Raw genomic sequence first — 18,392 nt, 5'->3', positions numbered from 1 at the left:
GGCGCCCCCTCACCCGCCCGGCTTCGCCGGTCGACCTCTCCCCGCACGCGGGGAGAGGTCGGGTCGTGCTCGGGGAGAGGTTGGGCGAATACGAGTCTGAGCGTGGCGTCAGTTCGCCCGCGCCGGCGGCGGGGCGCCGGCGGGTTTCACCATGTTGGGCTGGGCGGCGGCTTGGGGCTGACGGCCGACCACGACGGTGAGCAGGCCGTTCGACCACAGCCGCTGCGCGGCGCGCTGGGCGTCGGCGAGCGTGACCGCGTTGACGATATCGCTGCGCTTGTCGATGTAGTCGATCGGCATGCCGTCGTTCTGATACTGCAGCAGCGCCTGCGCCAGCTTGGCCGAGGTGTCGAGCGACAACATCTGCGAGCCGTTGATGTAGGATTTGGCCTCGGCCAATTCCTTCTCGCTCGGCCCTTCGCCCGCGATCCGCTTCACCTCGGCGCTCACCGCGTCGATGGTTTCGGTGGCCCGGTCGGCGCGGGTGCCGGTGGAGCCGATGAACAGCGCCGAATGCTGCATCCAGAGCAGCTGCTCGTAGATCGAGTAGGCCAGCCCGCGCTTCTCGCGCACCTCGCTGTACAGCCGCGACGACAGCGAGCCGCCGCCGAGGATGTGATTGACGACGTAAGCCGCCATGAAATCCGGATCGTGCCGCTTGATACCGGGCCCGCCGAACATCACCACGGTCTGCGGCACGTCGAGCGTGACGTTGGTCCGCTGCGGCGGCTTGGTGGCGACGACGTCCGGCACCGGCGTGAGCTGCGCCTTGGCCGGCAGGTCACTGAAGGTATCGTCGAGCAGCTTGGCGAGCGCGGCGGCATCGATGTCGCCGACTACCGCGATCTTCAGCGCATCCTTCGCCAGCACGTGGCCGACATAGGCCTTCATGTCGTCGATCGTGACCTTGGGCAGGCTGTCCAGCGTGCCGGTCGAAGGCCGGCCGTAGGGATGATCGCCGAACGCGACCTCGAGAAACTTGCGGCTCGCCAGATTGTTCGGATCGAGCGACTGGCGGCGCAGCGTCGAGCTCAGCTGGGCGCGGATCCGCTCGACGTCCTTCGGTTCGAACCGCGGCTTGGTCAGCGAGGTGCGCAGCAGGCCGAACGCTTCGTCGCGATCCTCCTTCAACATCCGGAGCGAGCCGCGGAAGTGATCGCGGTTCACCGAATAGGACAGCTGGATGGCGCGGCGATCCAACCGCTCGTGGAAGGTCGCCGAATCCATATCGCCGGAGCCTTCGTCGATCAGGTTCGCGACCATGTGGCCGACGCCCGGCTTGTCGGCCGGGTCCTGGCTGGCGCCGCCGTCAAACGAGATCTCCATCGAGATCAGCGGCGCGGTGGCGTCCTGGACGAACCACGCCACCAGGCCGCCGGGAGTGACCAGCCGCTGGATCTTGGCGGCCGCATAGGACGGTGCGGCGGACAACGCGACCGCGAGGCCGAGGCAGGCAGAAAGCGCGAGGCGCCGCGCCGAGGTCAGGTCGATGCTCACGAGCGCTTCTCCTCCTGCTTGGCGGCCGGGCCGTTGATCAGATAGCCGGTGGCCGACCGGTTGCGGTCGAGCCATTGTTTCGCTGCCGCGCGGACGTCGTCGGAGGTGACGGCCCGAATCCGGGCGGGCCAGCTCTGCACGTCCTGCACGCTCAGCCCGGTGGTGAGCGCCTGGCCGTACCAGCGCGCCAGCGTGGTCTGGTTGTCCTGGGCATAGACCGCAGCGGCAACCAGCTGGGTCTTGACCCGCTCCAGATCCTCGGAGCGGACCGGATGATTGACGAGGTCGGCGATCACCTCGTCGATCTTCTTCTCGATCGCCGCAAATTCGACCCCCGGCTTCGGCGTGCCGGCGACGATGAAGTAGCTGTCGTCGAGCGCGTTGCCCTGGTAGTTGGCGCCGACCGAGATCGCCAGCGGATTGTCGATGACCAGCGCGCGGTACAGATACGAATTGCTGCCTTGGCCGAGCAGCTGCGCCAGCACTTCCAGCGCGGCGCTGTCGCCCTTGGCGCCGGTGTGGGCCGACGGCACCAGGTAATAGCGCCGCACCGTAGGTTGCTCGACGCGCGGATCGGCCAGCGTCACCGTGCGCGGGCCGGCCGGCGTCGGCTCCTGCGGGCGCACTCGCTGCGCCGGGATCGCCGGCTGTGCCGGGATTACACCGTAGATCCGCTCGGCGAGCGGACGAACCTCGTCGGGCTCGACATCGCCTGCGATCACCAGCGTGGCGTTGTTGGGCGCGTAGAACCGGCGATAGAACGCCAGCGCGTCGTCGCGATCGAGCTTGGCGATCTCCTGGTGCCAGCCGATCACCGGTCGGCCGTAGGGATGGTTGAGATACAGCGCTGCCATGATCTGCTCGGTGAGCCTGGCGTCCGGGCTGTTGGCGACGCGCATGTTGTATTCTTCGAGCACGACGTCGCGCTCGGGCAGCACGTTCTCGTCCTTCAGCACCAGGCCGGTCATACGGTCGGCTTCGAACGCCATCATCTGTTCGAGATAGGGGCGCGGCACCCGCTGGAAATAACCGGTGAAGTCGTACGAGGTGAAAGCGTTCTCGTTGCCGCCGATCTTCAGCACGGTCTGCGAGAACTCGCCGGCCGGATGCTTTTCGGTACCCTTGAACATCAGATGTTCGAGGAAATGCGCCAGCCCCGATTTGCCGGGCGTCTCGTCGGCCGAGCCGACCTTGTACCAGATCATCTGTGTCACCACCGGCGTGCGGTGATCGGGGATCACCACCACCCGCAGGCCGTTCTGCAGCGTGAAGGTCGTCGGCGGCGCGGCGGTGACGGTCTGCGCTACGGCCGGCGCCCCGATCAGCGCGGCGGCGAGAACAGCGAGCGCTGCGAGCGGGCGGCGGCGCGAGGCGGCGAATGCGATCATATCAGGCATCATCCCGGCTGGAGGGCGGAGAAGGGCGCGGCGGCTCGGCGCACCACCGCAACGGCTCGACGTGCCGAGGCACGCGGAGCCGAGCGAACGAGATCGAGAATGCCGCGCCAGGCGGCGATGTGTGCCGAGACGGGACGGACAGCAACCAGACTCAATTGCTGGTTTCTTTGCCCGTCATGATGTCGATGCGCTTGTTGCCGAGCGCTTCCTTCGGCCCGGTGCCGTAAGCGAAGTTCGGCGACGGCGTCTGATAGCCGACCGGGGGCTCGGTCAGGCTCTCACGCGGCGGTTCGCCGGTGAAGGTCGCGGTTTCGGTCTTGTTGCCGCCGAATACGTTCCACAGCGAGCCGTTGAAGCCGAGCTGCGACGGGCTCAGCATCGGATTGTTCTGCTGGTTGCCGGGCTGCATCGGATCGTTGCCCCCCTTGTTGGAATCGGCGCGGACCGATTTGAGCTGCGACGGGGTCAGCGGCTGGGCGGATTCCCACGGCGTCGGCTTCGCCTTGGCCTCGGCCGCCTTGATTTCCTTGCGCCGCTGCAGATCGGCGTCCTTCGGCCAGTTCGGCGCAGGCGCCGCCGTCGAGGCGGTTTCAGGCGGAGGCAGATCGAGCTTCGGCGGCACCACCAGCGGCGACCGCTCGCGATAATTGATGCCGGAATTGTCCATGTTGGTGGCGCCGATGCCGGACATCAGGCCCTTGATGATCTTTTCCTCGAAGGTAGAATCGTCCTGTTCTTCCTGGGCGCGGGCGATCCCAGCCGTCAGCACGATGCCGACCCCGAGGGCAACGGCGGCGAACCGGGCGGTGCGGAGCAGCGCGGCGGTGGACGTCTCCGGCGTCGAAAGGCGGCTGTCGGTCTGGCGCATGGCGTTGATCCTATTCACGTCTTGCGGTCTGGCCGCAACCCGGAAGGCGCCCCAATTCCGCGCGGCCGGTATCGGCCGGGATCAGGGCGCTTTTGCGGCGGGTAGCCCTATCAGGGAGTCATACAGCAGGGCCGCCACCCCGACAACAATCGCCACGTCGGCGATGTTGAACACGTACCAGTTGTAGGTTTTGCCGGCGATTTCAACGTGAAACAGCGCGAAATCGACCACCGCGCCATAGGTCAGCCGGTCGATCGCATTGCCGATCGCGCCGCCGATGATCAGGCCGAGACCGATGGTCGCAAGCCTGGTGGTGGAGCGCGCCATCCAGATCGCCAGCGCCACGATCGCCACCGCCTTGAACGCCAGCATCAGCATCTGCCCGGTCGGCCCCTGCCCGGCGAACCAGCCGTAGGAGATCCCGGTGTTCCAGGCCAGCACCAGATCGAAGAACGAGGTGACGGGCACCACGCCCTTCCGCGCCAGCTCGAAGCCGTAGAGCAGCCACAGCTTGGTGGCCTGATCGAGCGCCAGCGCGATCACGGCGGCGAGGATGCCCAGGCGGACGGGGTTCATGCGCATGAGCTCGCGGCACAACGAGGCGTCGTCCCCGCGCAGGCGGGGACCCATACGCCGTGTCGGTCATGTTGAGACGAAGCATCGGTCATCGGCTTGGCCTCGAACGCAGGCGTCAGGGGTTATGGGTCCCCGCCTGCGCGGGGACGACGAGAGCTTTAGATCGGAGCCCCCAGCGCCTTCCATTCGCGCAGCGCCTGGGCGTCGCGGGGGGAGACGTCGGGATAGTCAGGATCGGAGCCGACGCTGGACAGGATCTTCCAGGAGCGGGCGCATTTGGTGCCCTGGGCGCGTTCGACCACGACCGCGACATCCGCTAGCTCCGGCAGCCGGAACGCGTCCGCCGGCGGCATATCGTTGCCGCGCAGGATCTCGACCATCGCGTTCGAGGTAATGCAGATCTCGGCCCAGTCGACGTCGAAGATGTCGCCCATGAACGCTTCCGGCAGATAGATCATCGGCGAGGCTTCGAGCGACGACCCGATCCGCTTGGCGGCACGTTCGACCTCCAGCGCACCGGTGACGACGCGGCGCACCGCGCGGATCAGCGTCCACTTCTTGGCCAGTTCGTCATCGCGATATTCGCCGAGGTCGAGCGGGAACAGCGTCAGATGCACGCTCGGCTCTGCGTCGGGCCGATACATCGTCCACGCCTCGTCCGCGGTGAACGACAAAACCGGCGCCAGCCATTTCAGGATCGCGTCGCAGATGATGTCGATCGTGGTCAGCGCCGCCTTGCGGGCCAGCGACGACGGCGGGTCGCAATACAGCGTGTCCTTGCGGATATCGAAATAGAACGCCGACAGCTCGGTGTTCATGAAGGCCGCCAGCGACGCCACCACGGTCTTGTAGTCGAACTCCGCGTAAGCGGCGCGGATCGTCGCGCTCTGCTCGGCGAGCTGATGCAGCATCAGCCGCTCCAGCTCCGGCATGTCGGCGAATGCCACCGCCTCGTCGCGCTTATAATGATGCAGTGTGCCGAGCATCCAGCGGATCGAGTTGCGCAGCTTGCGATAAGTCTCGACCACGTTCTTGAGGATCTCGGGGCCGATGCGCTGATCGTCGGCATAGTCGGTGGCGCACACCCACAGCCGCAGGATGTCGGCGCCGGAGGACGCGATCACCTTGGCCGGATCGGTGGTGTTGCCGAGCGACTTCGACATCTTGCGGCCCTGCTCGTCGAGCGTGAAGCCGTGAGTCAGCACGACGTCGTAGGGCGCGCGGCCGCGGGTGCCGCAGCTCTCCAGCAGCGACGAATGGAACCAGCCGCGATGCTGGTCCGAGCCTTCCAGATACATCACCGTATCGGCGCCGCCGTCGACCTTGCGGCGGATGCCGGCGAGGCCGGGGAAGTTCTGTGCATCTTCCAGAACGAACGCATGGGTCGAACCGGAATCGAACCAGACGTCGAGAATGTCGTCGACCTTCTGCCAGCCTTCGGCGGCGCGTTCGCCGAGGAAACGCGCGGCGGCGCCTTCGGCGTACCAGGCGTCGGCGCCTTCCTGCATGAAGGCTTCGGCGATGCGCTGGTTGACGATCTCGTCCTGCAGGATCTCGACCGAGCCGTCGCCCTTGTCCTTGATGAACACCGCGATCGGCACGCCCCAGGCGCGCTGCCGCGAGATCACCCAGTCCGGACGGCCGGAGATCATGCCGTTGATGCGGTTCTGGCCGGCCGGCGGCACCCATTGGGTGACCGAGATCGCCTGCAGCGCGCGGGCGCGCAGCGTGTCGCCGGGCTTGGCGACGCCGTCATCGACGATGTCCTTGTCCATCGCGATGAACCATTGCGGCGTGTTGCGGAAGATCACCGGCTTCTTCGAGCGCCACGAGTGCGGATACTGATGCTTGAGCTTGCCGCGCGCCAGCAGCATGCCGCGCGTGATCAATTCCTGGATCACCGCCTCGTTGGCGTCGCCCTTCTCGCCCTTGTCGTTGATCACCCGCTTGCCGGTGAAGCCCGGCGCCTGCTCGGTGAGCGCGCCGTTCTCATCGACGGTGTAGGGAATGACCGACGAGATGCCGCGCGCTTCCAGCGCGCGGGCGTTGTGCATCCAGATATCGAAGTCCTCGCGGCCATGGCCCGGCGCGGTGTGGACGAAGCCGGTGCCGGTGTCGTCGGTGACGTGGTCGCCGTCGAGCAGCGGCACGGTGAACTCATAACCGCCGGCGAGACCGCGCAGCGGATGCGCGCATTCGATCGCCTTCAGCATGTCCGGCGTGACGTCTGAGACCTTCTCATAGGCTGCTACGCGCGCCTGCTTGAAAACGCTCTCGGCGAGCGCGTCCGCGAGGATCAGCAGATCGCCCGTCTTCGCCCAATTATCAGCAGGCGCATCGGTGACCTTGTAGAGGCCGTAGCCGATCTTCGACGAGAAGCTGATCGCGCGGTTGCCCGGTAGCGTCCAAGGGGTTGTGGTCCAGATGACGACGGAAGCATGCTTCCAAGCATCTCGAAGAATAACTGACTCTTCAGGAGTTGAGCCGATTCCCATTGTTGGGAAACCGCTTGCTCGTCCGACAACCGGAAACTTCACCCACACCGTATCGCTGGTGTAGTCCTCATACTCAACCTCCGCCTCGGCCAACGCTGTCTTCTCGACCACGCTCCACATCACCGGCTTGCTGCCCCGATACAGCGTGCCGTTGGCGGCGAACTTCATCAGTTCGCGGGCGATCTGGGCTTCGGCGGCGTAGTTCATCGTTGCGTAGGGATGATCCCAGTCGCCGATCACGCCGAGCCGCTTGAATTCCTCGCGCTGCACGTCGAGCCAGTTTTGCGCGTAGGCGCGGCATTCCTTGCGGAACGCCACCATCGCGGCGGAGTCCTTGAAGTTCGGCTTCGGCTTGCCCTTGGAGCGATAGTTCTCTTCCTCGATCTTCCACTCGATCGGCAGGCCGTGGCAGTCCCAGCCCGGCACGTAGTTGGAGTCGAACCCGAGCATCTGCTGGCTCTTGGTCACGACGTCCTTGAGGATCTTGTTGAGCGCGTGGCCGATATGGATGTGGCCGTTGGCGTAGGGCGGGCCGTCGTGCAGCACGAACTTGGCGCGGCCCTTGGCGCTGTCGCGCAGCTTGCCGTAGAGGTCCATCTCCTCCCAGCGCTTGAGCATCTCCGGCTCGCGCTGCGGCAACCCGGCCCGCATCGGAAATTCCGTCTGCGGCAGGTACAGGGTCTTGGAATAGTCGTTGCCGCTCGGGGCGGCGTCTTTGGCGGGCTTTTCGGTCATGGCGGCGTGAATAGCGGTTTTGGAGGGCTTCGGAAACCCGATTGAACTGCCCAGGCGATCGAATTTGCCCCGAGATGCGCCGTTTGCGGCACGCCCGCAAGGTGCCGGTTGCAGCCGACCTCCAAAAGACTAATCTATTGATCGACGGAGGAATTCCATGTCGGTCAGGCCGCCTGCGGAAGTCTTTGAGGAATTGAAGAGGCTTCGCCGCGAGGGGGATAACCGCCCCCTCGACGAATTGCTCGACGACGCCCGAGTGGCACTTCAGGGACGACCCGACTCCCCCATCAACCTGATCCGCACGCTTGAAATCCGGACCCTGGCCGACCGGGTCTTTGCCGATCCTGCCAAGGCGGAGGGTTGGCTCAACCGTCCGAACAGAAGCTTGAACGGACAGCGTCCCGTGGACCTGCTGCGTGACGAGCTCGGCGCTGCGGTCGTCCGCGAAGAGCTGGAGCAGATCGACCACGGAATCTTCGCCTGAGTCCCCTGCCATGGAGCTCTGGCGGATCTCGAATTATGCGGATCTGACCGGGACAGGCGGGCTCAGAGCCAGCGGTCGCTGGCACAGCCGGGGGAGACGGATCGTCTATCTCACCGATCACCCGTCGAGCGCGATGCTCGAAATGCTCGTCCACATGGACCGCGAGTTTCTGCCTCCGACCTACCAAATGCTCCGCATCGCGATCCCCAGCGGGGTCGAAACGGATGTCGTCGCGTCTGACGAACTGCCGTTGGATTGGGCCGAACGGCTCGAAGTGAGTCGCCGGATCGGCGACAATTAGCTCGATCACGGGTCGCACCCGTTGCTCCGTGTGCCCTCAGTCATCGTGCCGCAAGCGGTCAACTACCTACTCAATCCGGCTCACCCCGGCGCGGCAGGCATCGCGATCGCCGAGATCGTCCACACTCGGTTCGATCGGCGGCTGATCGGCGAATAGAGCTGTTTCAGCCCTTCCCGAGCGGCTTGGCCGGATTGCCGCCGACGATGGCATTGGCCGGCACGTCCCGGGTGACGACGCTGCCGGCGCCGATCACGGCGCCGTCGCCGATGCTGATGCCGGGCAGGATGATGGCACCGCCGCCGATCCAGACGTCGGCGCCGATCGTCACCGGGCGGCCGAATTCGAGCCCGTCGCGGCGGGTGGCAGCGTCTCTCGGGTGGTCGGCGGCGTAGATCTGCACTGCCGGCCCGATCTGGGTGCGGTCGCCGATTTTCACCGGCATGATGTCCAGGATCACGCAGTTGAAATTCAGGAAGACGTTGTCGCCGAGAAAGATATTGTAGCCGCAGTCGCAGAAGAACGGCGGCCGCACCACCGCGCTTTTGCCGACAGCGCCGAAATGCTCCGACAGCAGCGCATGGCGCTCCGCAGCAGGCTGGGCGCCGGAAGCGTTGTATCGGACGATCCAGGCCTTGTTGGCGGCCTCGTCGGCGGCGAGCTCCGGGCTGCCGGGGCGATACAGTTCGCCCGCCAGCATCTTCTCTTTTTCGGTCCGGCTCATCGCAACGTTCCGAGCTTCGGGAACGCCCCGTGGTCGGCGGCGAGCGCGGCGCGGGCACGGGCGGAGTCATCGTCCATCTGACGGATCAGCGCCTCGATGCTCTCGAACTTCTCCTCGTCGCGGATGAAGGCGATGAAGGCGATGTCGAGCGTCTCGCCGTACAAAGGCTCGCTAAAATCGAACACGAACACTTCAAGCAGCGGAGCGCCGTTGTCGAAGGTCGGGCGGCGGCCGAAATTCGCCACCGCGTCGTAGTGCCTGCCGTTTCGGCCGACCCGCACCGCGTAGATGCCGTGCTTCAGGCCGCACTCCGGATCGAGCCTTATATTGGCGGTCGGATAGCCGAGGTCGCGGCCGCGCTTGTCGCCGTGGATCACCTGCCCGGTGACGAACCATGGCCCGCCGAGCATCTCCGTCGCGGCGGCGATATGGCCCTCCTCCAGACATTTGCGGATCGCGCTCGACGACACCGGATGATCGCCGAAATCGACATGCGGCTGGACGTCGACCTCGATCCCGAGCGACGGCGCTTCGGCCACCAACATCGACGGCGAACCGCCGCGGCCCTTGCCGAAGTGGAAATCATAGCCGATCGCGATGCCCTGCACCCCGAGGCGGCCGATCAGCTCCTGCTGGATGAAATCGTGCGCCATGGTCGAAGCGCGGTGCGCGTCGAAACTGAGGATCACGGCGCCGTCGAGCCCGGTGCCGGCGAGCAGCCGCAGCTTGGCGGTCTCGTCGGTGAGGCGGAATTGCGGGACGTCGGGGCTGAAGAACTTGCGCGGATGCGGCTCGAACGTCACCGCCAGCGCCGGCGCCTTCTTGATCCGCGCCATGTCGAGGCAGGCGCCGATCACGGCGCGATGGCCGCGGTGGACACCGTCGAAATTGCCCATCGCCACTACCGCGCCCTTCGGGATCGCGGCCGCCGGCGTATCGTCGCGGATTACGGCAAAGCCTGTCATTTCGGATTCAGTTCATCGCTTTCAGGAGGGACCCGGACCGTGACGCGGAGCCGCGCACGGTGTCAAGCCGTCGCTCGGCCAGGGACACCTGCCAGGACGCTCTCCGAACCGGCAATCGCCCCTCAGCCGCCGCGCTGCGGCGGGACTTCGAGCCGGTCACGCCGGCAGGCGCGGCGGTCGACCTCCTTGCAGGCCCGGAACTGCAGATCCTTGCTCATGCAGATCCGCACTTCGCTCAGCCGTTTGCGGTCGCACATCACCGCGATCGCCGCATTCGATAGCCCCGGATTGACCTTGATAAAGGCCTCCTCGACCTCGTCGGGGGTGACAGTCCGCGGCTCCTTGGCGTCGATGAACTCCGGCGGCACCCGGACCGCGGCGCGGGCCTTGCGGATCTGCTCGAAATAGCCGCGCTGCGACAGCCCCGCGCAAGTGCCGTGCTTGTCCCACTCGTTGTAGATCAGCCCTGGCGCCGGCATCAGATCCAGCATCGAATCGACGATGCGGCGATCGAGCCGCGGGGCCGAGCGCTCGCAATATTCGGGAAAGCCGCGCTCGTATTGCGGCCACAGCCCGTGCACCACGAAGGCGAACGGCCGGCCGCCACACTGCAACTGCTGGGAGCGGCCGGTGAGGCCGCGCTCGGAAGCCTGGGCGCAATAAGACGGCGACCACGACAGCGCGAGCACATAGAAATCGAACTCGCCGGGCGCGTTCTGGCGATGGTCCTGGGCTGCCGCGGGGGCGACCAACAGAGCCGAGATTGCCGCGCAGGCGGCGATCAGCGATCGTCGTCGACGAACAAATCCAAGCATGTCACAGGGCCCTGTTGCTGGAACGCGAAAAGCCTACCAGGACTCAGGAACGTTTCAAGAACGCAAAAGACGATGGTGCCGCAGCGCCCCGGCTCAGGGCTTGGCGGCTCGGCAGGCCGGGTTGAACGCCCAGTTGCGGTCGAGCCCGACTACGCAGAACTCGACGCCGTCGGTGAACCCGGCAAGACCGCCGTCCTCGACGATCGAGAAATACACCGGACGCGTGGTGTGATCGTTCAACTGCACCTCGCCGGCGCAGTAGCGGCGCGGAATGTTGTCGCTCTGCCAAGGCCGGAACGCGATGTCGCGGATCTTGCCATAGGCGGTGATCCGCAGCGACGAATTCCAGAAGGTGCCTTCCTTCTCGGCGAACTGGTGGGTGATCGACGGCAGCGCGGCTTCGCACGGCGGCAGGTTGCCGTCGTAACGTGGGCCGGACAGCCAGAAGTTCATCTCGAGCGGATTGGCCGCGTGCGCGACCGGCGCCAATGCGAACAGGCCGAGCAGAACCGCGATCGCGGCGACGGGCGTCTTGAACGTCTTAAGGAATCGCATGGCTCACTCACCGGAATTCGATGCGGCGGACGGTGCCGCGAAGCCATGCCGAGGTCAAGTGCGGCGCGGCCACACCTTCCGCAAACCCGATGCGGAACGGCCGCGCGTTCTTTTCATTCTGGCAGGGGCGTTCTAGACTCGAATCCAACGACATGAGGAGATTGCAATGCGATTGATGGGGGCCGCAGGCTTGGCCATTTTGGGTGCGGTGCTGGCGAGCACGGCGGCACGCGCCGACTACGTCGCGCCGTTCACTGGCAATGATACCGGCGGCATCATCTCCACCAGTCTGATCGGCCACGCCGACATCCGCGCGATGGCGATCGACCACTGCGCCCGCTATGGCAAGGTGGTGAAGCTGCTCGGCGTCCAGGCCAATTACGGCGGCTATGTCTCGTTCGCCTGCCGCTGGGTGCCGTATGGCGCCGACCAGCGGCCGCTGCGCACCAAGTACTGAGCGGAGCCGCAGCGATGAGCCGTGGCCGCTTGCATTGTATCTGGCTACTTCCACTGCTGCTCGCCGCACCGGCGACGGCGGCGCAGGCGATCGATCTGCCGACCCGCAAGCCGGGACTGTGGGAGCTGAAGATGCAGGGCTCCGGCTCCGGACAGAACGTCGCGATCCAGCACTGCACCGACGAGACCATCGACAAGAAGATGAACGCCGCGGTACAGCCGCTGGCCAACGACTCCTGTTCAACGCCAGCGATCCAGAAGACAGCCACCGGTTACACCAACGACTCGGTGTGCAAGGTTGCTGGAATGACCACGACCTCGCACGCCGAGATCACCGGTGACTTCAATTCGGCCTACACGGTCAAGGTGACGTCGCACAACGAGAACCCGCTGCCCGGTGTTCCCAAGGATTCCACCACGACGCTGGAAGCGAAATGGCTCGGCCCCTGCAAAGACGGCCAGAAGCCCGGGGACATCGTGATGCCCGGCGGGATCAAGATGAACATCGCCGACATGGACAAGCTGAAGGCGCTGTTGCCGAAAGCGAAGTGACGCCACGAAAGCTGGCGCAAAAGTCACACTCGCCGACCTTCGTCAGCACCTCCGTTGACAGCGGAGGCCGTTGCCGCAATGTTACATTGTAACGTTGCATGGTGGGGACGACGCCGGCAACGTGAGAGGCTGGGGCGGCATGGACTGGGTGCGGGCGAACATCCGAGGGGGGGCAAGGCTGGCGCTGATCGCGCTGGTACTGCAATTCGCCCTGTCGTTCGGCCACGTCCACAGCCTGGCGCAGACGGCGGCTGCGGTTGCCGAGATCACCGCGACCGACGGCCAGACTGATCCGGATATCGACCATCAACATCCCGGCGCCGCCGATCTCTGCGCGATCTGCGCAGTGGTCTCGATGGCCAGCCTGGCACTGGCCGCAACGCCGCCAGCGTTGCCCCAGCAACAGGCGCACACCTTCCATTACCGCCTCGCCGTCCTCGACGATGCCGAACTGTCGTCACCACCTGGTGCATTTCAACCGCGCGGCCCTCCGTTGTCCTGACCACCGATCCTTTGTGAACGCCGCGCCCGGCCACTTTCCGGCGGCGCGCGGGTCAACGTGATCGATCTGCGTCACCGCAGATCCCGGCTCCGCTGCGGGCCGGCAGTCAGGACAGAACCATGTCATCTCGCCTCAAGACCGGGCTGTTGCTCGGCACCGCAACGCTCGCCGTATGCAGCGCCGGCGCCCCAAGCGCGCGCGCGCAAACCGCTTTGCCCGAAGTCACCGTCACAGCGCCGAGCCCGATTCAGCGCCGTCACCACACCGAGGCCAAGCCCCGGCCTGCGCCGCGCGTCACCACGACGGCCCGGCAGCGCGGCGCTGCACCGGCGGAGACGCCGCCGGTGGCCCAAGCCGCACCGGCGCCGCTGCCCGGCACCCTGCCGATCGTCACCGATCAATTCGCGACCGTCACGGTGGTGCCGAACGAGGAGATCCGTCGCACCGGCGGCGGCACCCTCGGCGATCTGCTCGGCAACAAGCCCGGCATCAGCGCGTCTCAATATGCGCCCGGCGGCGCCAGCCGGCCGATCATCCGCGGCATGGACGTCAATCGCGTCAGCATCATCGAGAACGGCATCGGCAGCAACGGCGCCTCCGATCTCGGCGAAGACCACTTCGTGCCGGTCGATCCGTTGTCCACCAACCAGATCGAAGTGATCCGCGGCCCGGCGACGCTGCGCTACGGCTCGACCGCGATCGGCGGCGTGGTCAGCGCCACCAACAACCGGATTCCCGACGCGCTGCCGCCCTGCGCACAGCCGTTCCAGAGCTACGGCATGGCGAAGCCGCCGACGCTGTTCGGCGGCGCCGGCTGCATGAACGGCGAAGTGCGCAGCTCGTTCAGTTCGGTCGATCGCGGCACCGAAGGCGCAGTGCTGCTCGATGCCGCCGGCAACAACGTCGCGGTGCATGCCGACGTCTATGGCCGCCGCGCCGGCGACTACGACGTGCCGAGCTATCCCTATGCGGCGCCCGGCTTCGCCTTCAACGGACGTCAGGCGAATTCGGCCGCGCAGGCGGCCGGCGGCTCGATCGGCGGTTCGTATCTGTTCGACGGCGGCTTCATCGGCGCGGCGGTCACGCAGAACAACTCGCTGTACCGCATTCCCGGTGCGGAGGGCGCGGAAGTCGGCACCCGGATCGACGCCAAGCAGACCAAATTCAGCGCCAAGGGCGAGTATCGCCCCGACACGGCTGCGATCGACGCGATCCGGTTCTGGGTCGGCGCCACCGACTACAAGCACAACGAGATCGGCCTCTCCGATTCGGCCGACCTCACCAGCGACGGCGTGCGCCAGACCTTCACCAACCGCGAGCAGGAAGGCCGCCTCGAGGTGCAATTGGCGCCGTTTAACGCCGGCTTCGCGGCGGTGACCACCGCGCTCGGCGCTCAGGTCGGACATCAGGAGCTGACTGCACCGAGCCCCGATGATCCGGGCAGCCCGCTGAACGGCCTGTTCGACCCGAACAAGAACACCCGGGTGGCCGGCTACATTTTCAATGAGCTGCAGTTCACCAACACCACCAAGGCGCAGGTCGCCGGCCGCATCGAGCACGTCGAACTATCTGGCTCGACGCCGTCCGCGATTCCGGAACTCTTCAACCTCGAAGACGACCCATCTGCGATCGGCCCTGCGACCCAGCGCAGTCTGTCGTTCACCCCGAAGAGCCTGAGCCTCGGCCTGATCCAGGCGTTGCCCTGGGGCCTGTCGGCCAGCGTCACCGGGCAGTACACCGAGCGTGCGCCGAAGCCGGCCGAATTGTTCTCGCGCGGCGGCCACGACGCCACCGCCACCTTCGACATCGGCAATCCGAACCTGAAGATCGAAACCGCCAAGTCGGTCGAGGTCGGGCTTCGCCGCGCCGAAGGTCCGTTCCGGTTCGAGATCACCGCCTACTACACCCAGTTCAGCGGCTTCATCTATCGCCGCCTGACCGGCAATACCTGCGAGGAGGTGGAGTGCGGGGCCGGCGCCGGACTCGAGCTCAACCAGGCGATCTACTCGCAGCGTGACGCCACCTTCAAGGGCGGCGAATTCCAGAGCCAGCTCGACGTCGCCCAGCTCTATGGCGGCACCTTCGGCATCGAGAACCAGTTCGACATCGTGCGGGCGACCTTCGCCGACGGCACCAACGTGCCGCGGATTCCGCCGATGCGCGTTGGCGGCGGCCTGTACTGGCGCGACGCCAACTGGCTGATGAAGGTCAATCTGTTGCACGCCTTCGCGCAGAACGACGTCGCACCGATCGCCGAGACCACGACGCCTGGCTACAATCTGCTGAAGGCCGAAGTCAGCTATCGCACCAAGCTCGATCCCAGCGTCTGGGGCGCGCGCGAGATGCTGGTCGGCCTCGTCGGCAACAACCTGCTCAACGAGGATATCCGCATCGCGACTTCCTACAGCAAGGACAACGTGCTGATGCCCGGCATCGGCGTCCGGGCGTTCGCGAACGTGAAGTTCTGATCCACGCCAGTCATTCCGGGGCGCTCACGTAGTGAGCGAACCCGGAATCCAGAAGTTGTCGCAAGGAAAGATTCCGGGTTCGCGCTTCGCGCGTCCCGGAATGACGACCGAAAGATCTTGACCGGCGGTGCCGCTTGGGCGGCAGCGCCGGTTTTCGCCTCATCGCCGGCAGGCGAGCAACCGCTCGATGCCGGGCTCGGATGAACCATGGATTGGGTGCGGACGCATATCCGTCTCGGAACGCGGCTGGCGCTGATTGCGCTGGCGCTGCACTTTGTCGTTGCGTTCGGACACTTCCACCGGATCGTCATCCAGTCGGCGGTGCTTGCGCTCACCGCTTCCGATCCGGCTGCTCCGGACTCCGGCTCGGACTCTGACGACAGCGCCGATACCTGCACGATCTGCGCCGTCATGGCGATGGCCGATGCGATGCTCGGCGCCTCGCCGCCGGCATTGCCGCTCCGGCAAGCTACCGCCTTCACTCACAGCGTCCCGGATCTGGTCCTGATCCGCTCCCGCGGCATCCGCACCGCCTTCCATCCCCGCGCGCCTCCCGCCTGCTGACATCGCCCACACCTTGAACAAGGGTTCGCCCTCGCAGGGGGCGATCTCGCCAGATGTCAGCCAAGCCCGTCGGCCACCGACGGCAAGCCACCGCCCACATCATCTGCGGCGACGATCAGTCGCCCGGTGAGCGCGCGCGTGGCTTCGAGGAGACTCACTATGCTTTCTCACATGAAACGAAGCCTCGCGGCTTCGAGCACAGCATCGTTGCTGCTCGTCGCGCTCGGTTCGCCCGGCCTCGCGCAGAGCGCAGCGCCGGCCACGCGACGCACGACACCACTGCCGGAAATCGACGTAACCCAGCCACAGCGCACACCTCGCCCGGCTCATCACCCGAGGACCCGGACGGCAGCGCGGACACGCCGCGGCACAGCGGCGAAACAACCGAAGCAGAACGCCGAGACCGCTGCGCAAATTGCGGACCGAGCCGTTGCCGCCAAACATGCCGGCTTCGACGCCGCACGGCAGGCGATCTTTAGGCCGAACGGCGCCAGCGCCTTCGACATCAACCACGCGGCGATCGTGGCACTGCCGCAAGGCACCAATGCCACGCTCGACAAGGTGCTGCTACAGGCGCCGGGCGTGTCGCAGGATTCCGCGGCTAGCGGCGATCTGCACGTCCGCAACGAGCACGCCAACGTGCAGTATCGGATCAACGGCATCGCGTTGCCCGACGGCGTCAGCGGCTTCGGCCAGATGCTCGACACCTCGCTGGTCGGCACATTGACGCTGCTGACCGGCGCTCTGCCGGCACAGTACGGCCTGCGCACCGCCGGCGTCGTCGACATCACCACACGGACCGATGCGTTCAACAACAGCGGCACCGTCAGCGTCTATGGCGGAAGCCACCAGACCATCATGCCGAGCGTCGAATATGGCGGCACCGCCGGCAACACGCAGTACTTCGTCTCCGGCCGCTATTTCGGAACCGGGCTCGGCCTCGAGAACCCGACCTCGGCATCGAACGCGATCCACGACGACTCTCAGCAGGGCAAAGGCTTTGCCTATCTGTCCACTGTGATCGACGACTCGACCCGGCTGACGTTCATCGGCGGCGCTTCGGCCAACAACTACCAGATCCCCAACAATCCAGGGCAGGCGCCGGCATTCACCGCGTTCGGCGTCTCGAATTTCGACTCCGCGCTCCTCAACGAAAACCAGCGTGAACGCAACGGTTTCGGGGTGCTGGCGCTGCAGAAATCGATCAACGGCTTCGACCTGCAGCTGTCGGCATTCTCGCGCTACAGCATGCTGCACTTCACGCCAGATACGGTCGGCGATCTGGTGTTCAACGGTGTGGCCTCCGACGTTTACCGCAAGAGCGTCGCCAGCGGCATCCAGGCCGACGGCTCCTACCGGCTCAGCGACGCCCATACGCTGCGCGGCGGCTTCCAGGTCACAGCCGAACAGAGCCGAGTCACGAACTCATCGGTGGTGCTGCCGCTCGACAATAGCGGCAATCCGTTCGACGCACCGTTCGATGTCACCGACTCCAGCAGCAAGCTCGGCTGGCTGTTCAGCACCTATCTGCAGGACGAATGGCGGGTCACCAACACGGTGACGCTGAACTCCGGCCTGCGGTTCGATCAGATGGCCGAATACACCAACGCCAACCAGCTCAGCCCGCGCGTCAGCCTCACCTGGAAGCCGTTCGAGGGCACCACCTTCCACGCCGGCTATTCGCGCAATTTCACCCCGCCCGCGCAGGTGTTGGCGGCGCCGACCAATCTCGCGCTGGTCGGGAATACGACGTTGCAGCCCGCCGTCAACGCCAGCAGCCCGGTGCTGCCGGAGCGGTCCAACGTGTTCGATGTCGGCGTCACGCAACGGCTGCTGCCCGGCCTCGAAGTCGGCGTCGACACCTACTACAAGACCGCACGCGACCTGCTCGACGACGGCCAGTTCGGCTCCGCCTACGTGCTGTCCGCCTTCAACTACGACCGAGCCGAGAATGTCGGCGTCGAGTTCAAGGGCTCGTACACCAGCGGCAACTTCCGGATCTACGGCAATCTCGCGCTGGCACGGCAGATCGCCACCAAGGTCGTCTCGAACCAGTATCTGTTCGATCCGGACGAGCTCGCCTACATCGCCAACAATTACATCTACACCGACCACGCGCAGCTCGTGACGGCGTCCGCCGGCGCGTCCTATCGCTGGCACGACACCAGTTTCAGCGCATCGATGATCTACGGCAGCGGCCTGCGCTCGGGCTTCGCCAATATCGGAACGCTGCCGTCCTACACCCAGGTCAATCTCGGCCTCTCGCACGACTTCTATCTGGCGAGCGCGACCAAGCCGACGACGGTGCGGTTCGACGTCGTCAACCTGTTCGACAGTGTCTACGAGATCCGCGACGGATCGGGGATCGGCGTGTTCGCGCCGCAAGATGGGCCGCGACGCGGCTTCTATGTCGGTGTCGCGCAGAAGTTTTAGGCGCAGCC

At 65.8% G+C, this 18,392-nt stretch carries 18 protein-coding genes; 9 read left to right on the top strand and 9 right to left on the bottom strand.

The genetic code is table 11. The annotated features are described in order from the left end of the window. Positions 1-108: 108 nt before the first annotated feature. The 5 genes from DNX69_RS23375 to ileS form a co-directional block, all read right to left on the bottom strand. A complete protein-coding gene (locus DNX69_RS23375; protein WP_110788402.1) occupies positions 109-1,497 on the bottom strand; it encodes a M16 family metallopeptidase in 1,389 nt (462 codons plus the stop codon). Continuing rightward, positions 1,494-2,885, bottom strand: coding sequence for a M16 family metallopeptidase (locus DNX69_RS23370; RefSeq protein WP_110788401.1), 1,392 nt, complete (start codon positions 2,883-2,885; stop codon positions 1,494-1,496). The genes DNX69_RS23375 and DNX69_RS23370 overlap by 4 nt, the downstream gene beginning before the upstream one ends. 160 nt (positions 2,886-3,045) lie before the next feature. Further along, positions 3,046-3,762: a hypothetical protein gene (locus tag DNX69_RS23365; RefSeq protein ID WP_110788400.1), complete on the bottom strand. Its 717-nt coding sequence runs from the start codon at positions 3,760-3,762 to the stop codon at positions 3,046-3,048. Positions 3,763-3,843: 81 nt separating this feature from the next. Continuing rightward, entirely contained in the window at positions 3,844-4,338 is a 495-nt protein-coding gene (gene lspA, locus DNX69_RS23360) for a signal peptidase II (protein ID WP_110788487.1), read from the bottom strand. A 158-nt stretch (positions 4,339-4,496) separates the two neighbouring features. Continuing rightward, positions 4,497-7,568, bottom strand: a complete 3,072-nt coding sequence (gene ileS, locus DNX69_RS23355) for an isoleucine--tRNA ligase (protein ID WP_110788399.1) — start codon at positions 7,566-7,568, stop codon at positions 4,497-4,499. A 157-nt stretch (positions 7,569-7,725) separates the two neighbouring features. Here ileS and DNX69_RS23350 point away from each other — a divergent pair, with 157 nt between their 5' ends. The 3 genes from DNX69_RS23350 to DNX69_RS26795 are packed head-to-tail and all read left to right on the top strand — an operon-like array spanning position 7,726 to position 8,509. Then, positions 7,726-8,052 (top strand): MbcA/ParS/Xre antitoxin family protein, encoded by a 327-nt coding sequence (locus tag DNX69_RS23350; protein ID WP_110788398.1) that lies wholly within the window; start codon positions 7,726-7,728, stop codon positions 8,050-8,052. A gap of 10 nt (positions 8,053-8,062) precedes the next feature. Then, positions 8,063-8,353 (top strand): RES family NAD+ phosphorylase, encoded by a 291-nt coding sequence (locus DNX69_RS23345; RefSeq protein ID WP_234827060.1) that lies wholly within the window; start codon positions 8,063-8,065, stop codon positions 8,351-8,353. Positions 8,354-8,383: 30 nt separating this feature from the next. Next, on the top strand, positions 8,384-8,509 hold the full coding sequence (locus tag DNX69_RS26795) for a hypothetical protein (protein WP_283809358.1): 126 nt from the start codon (positions 8,384-8,386) through the stop codon (positions 8,507-8,509). 7 nt (positions 8,510-8,516) lie between these two features. Here the strand turns inward: DNX69_RS26795 and DNX69_RS23340 are convergent, their stop codons facing one another. The 4 genes from DNX69_RS23340 to DNX69_RS23325 form a co-directional block, all read right to left on the bottom strand. After that, on the bottom strand, positions 8,517-9,074 hold the full coding sequence (locus DNX69_RS23340; protein WP_110788397.1) for a sugar O-acetyltransferase: 558 nt from the start codon (positions 9,072-9,074) through the stop codon (positions 8,517-8,519). Continuing rightward, complete coding sequence (locus DNX69_RS23335; protein ID WP_110788396.1) at positions 9,071-10,039, bottom strand: bifunctional riboflavin kinase/FAD synthetase; 969 nt, start codon at positions 10,037-10,039, stop codon at positions 9,071-9,073. The genes DNX69_RS23340 and DNX69_RS23335 overlap by 4 nt, the downstream gene beginning before the upstream one ends. Positions 10,040-10,161: 122 nt before the next feature. Continuing rightward, entirely contained in the window at positions 10,162-10,854 is a 693-nt protein-coding gene (locus tag DNX69_RS23330; RefSeq protein ID WP_110788395.1) for a ribonuclease T2 family protein, read from the bottom strand. 93 nt (positions 10,855-10,947) lie between these two features. Next, positions 10,948-11,409: a hypothetical protein gene (locus DNX69_RS23325; protein WP_110788394.1), complete on the bottom strand. Its 462-nt coding sequence runs from the start codon at positions 11,407-11,409 to the stop codon at positions 10,948-10,950. A 166-nt stretch (positions 11,410-11,575) separates the two neighbouring features. Between DNX69_RS23325 and DNX69_RS23320 the strand changes: the two genes are divergently transcribed. The 6 genes from DNX69_RS23320 (at position 11,576) to DNX69_RS23295 (ending at position 18,384) form a co-directional block, all read left to right on the top strand. Next, the gene (locus tag DNX69_RS23320; RefSeq protein ID WP_110788393.1) at positions 11,576-11,866 is read left to right on the top strand and encodes a hypothetical protein; all 291 of its coding nucleotides are present in this window, start codon (positions 11,576-11,578) and stop codon (positions 11,864-11,866) included. Positions 11,867-11,880: 14 nt separating this feature from the next. Beyond that, positions 11,881-12,417, top strand: a complete 537-nt coding sequence (locus DNX69_RS23315) for a DUF3617 domain-containing protein (protein WP_110788392.1) — start codon at positions 11,881-11,883, stop codon at positions 12,415-12,417. A 121-nt stretch (positions 12,418-12,538) separates the two neighbouring features. Next, the gene (locus DNX69_RS23310) at positions 12,539-12,919 is read left to right on the top strand and encodes a hypothetical protein (protein ID WP_110788486.1); all 381 of its coding nucleotides are present in this window, start codon (positions 12,539-12,541) and stop codon (positions 12,917-12,919) included. A gap of 119 nt (positions 12,920-13,038) precedes the next feature. Then, a complete protein-coding gene (locus tag DNX69_RS23305; RefSeq protein WP_110788391.1) occupies positions 13,039-15,387 on the top strand; it encodes a TonB-dependent receptor in 2,349 nt (782 codons plus the stop codon). A 207-nt stretch (positions 15,388-15,594) separates the two neighbouring features. Beyond that, positions 15,595-15,951, top strand: coding sequence for a hypothetical protein (locus tag DNX69_RS23300; protein ID WP_110788390.1), 357 nt, complete (start codon positions 15,595-15,597; stop codon positions 15,949-15,951). A 522-nt stretch (positions 15,952-16,473) separates the two neighbouring features. Next, on the top strand, positions 16,474-18,384 hold the full coding sequence (locus DNX69_RS23295; protein WP_234827059.1) for a TonB-dependent receptor: 1,911 nt from the start codon (positions 16,474-16,476) through the stop codon (positions 18,382-18,384). Positions 18,385-18,392 lie beyond the last annotated feature (8 nt).

Origin of the sequence: Rhodopseudomonas palustris, from assembly GCF_003226555.1 — a bacterium.
Lineage (GTDB): Bacteria > Pseudomonadota > Alphaproteobacteria > Rhizobiales > Xanthobacteraceae > Rhodopseudomonas > Rhodopseudomonas palustris_I.
The sequence above is the reverse complement of the archived record's forward strand: the minus strand, read 5'-3'. Positions and strand labels throughout refer to the sequence as shown.

Excerpts from the sequence above, each read along its gene's own strand:
- DNX69_RS23370 (WP_110788401.1), bottom strand. The coding sequence starts at position 2,885 with ATGATCGCATTCGCCGCCTCGCGCCGCCGCCCGCTCGCAGCGCTCGCT.
- DNX69_RS23365 (WP_110788400.1), bottom strand. The coding sequence starts at position 3,762 with ATGCGCCAGACCGACAGCCGCCTTTCGACGCCGGAGACGTCCACCGCC.
- lspA (WP_110788487.1), bottom strand. The coding sequence starts at position 4,338 with ATGAACCCCGTCCGCCTGGGCATCCTCGCCGCCGTGATCGCGCTGGCG.
- ileS (WP_110788399.1), bottom strand. The coding sequence starts at position 7,568 with ATGACCGAAAAGCCCGCCAAAGACGCCGCCCCGAGCGGCAACGACTAT.
- DNX69_RS23350 (WP_110788398.1), top strand. The coding sequence starts at position 7,726 with ATGTCGGTCAGGCCGCCTGCGGAAGTCTTTGAGGAATTGAAGAGGCTT.
- DNX69_RS23345 (WP_234827060.1), top strand. The coding sequence starts at position 8,063 with ATGGAGCTCTGGCGGATCTCGAATTATGCGGATCTGACCGGGACAGGC.
- DNX69_RS23340 (WP_110788397.1), bottom strand. The coding sequence starts at position 9,074 with ATGAGCCGGACCGAAAAAGAGAAGATGCTGGCGGGCGAACTGTATCGC.
- DNX69_RS23335 (WP_110788396.1), bottom strand. The coding sequence starts at position 10,039 with ATGACAGGCTTTGCCGTAATCCGCGACGATACGCCGGCGGCCGCGATC.
- DNX69_RS23330 (WP_110788395.1), bottom strand. The coding sequence starts at position 10,854 with ATGCTTGGATTTGTTCGTCGACGACGATCGCTGATCGCCGCCTGCGCG.
- DNX69_RS23325 (WP_110788394.1), bottom strand. The coding sequence starts at position 11,409 with ATGCGATTCCTTAAGACGTTCAAGACGCCCGTCGCCGCGATCGCGGTT.
- DNX69_RS23320 (WP_110788393.1), top strand. The coding sequence starts at position 11,576 with ATGCGATTGATGGGGGCCGCAGGCTTGGCCATTTTGGGTGCGGTGCTG.
- DNX69_RS23315 (WP_110788392.1), top strand. The coding sequence starts at position 11,881 with ATGAGCCGTGGCCGCTTGCATTGTATCTGGCTACTTCCACTGCTGCTC.
- DNX69_RS23305 (WP_110788391.1), top strand. The coding sequence starts at position 13,039 with ATGTCATCTCGCCTCAAGACCGGGCTGTTGCTCGGCACCGCAACGCTC.
- DNX69_RS23300 (WP_110788390.1), top strand. The coding sequence starts at position 15,595 with ATGGATTGGGTGCGGACGCATATCCGTCTCGGAACGCGGCTGGCGCTG.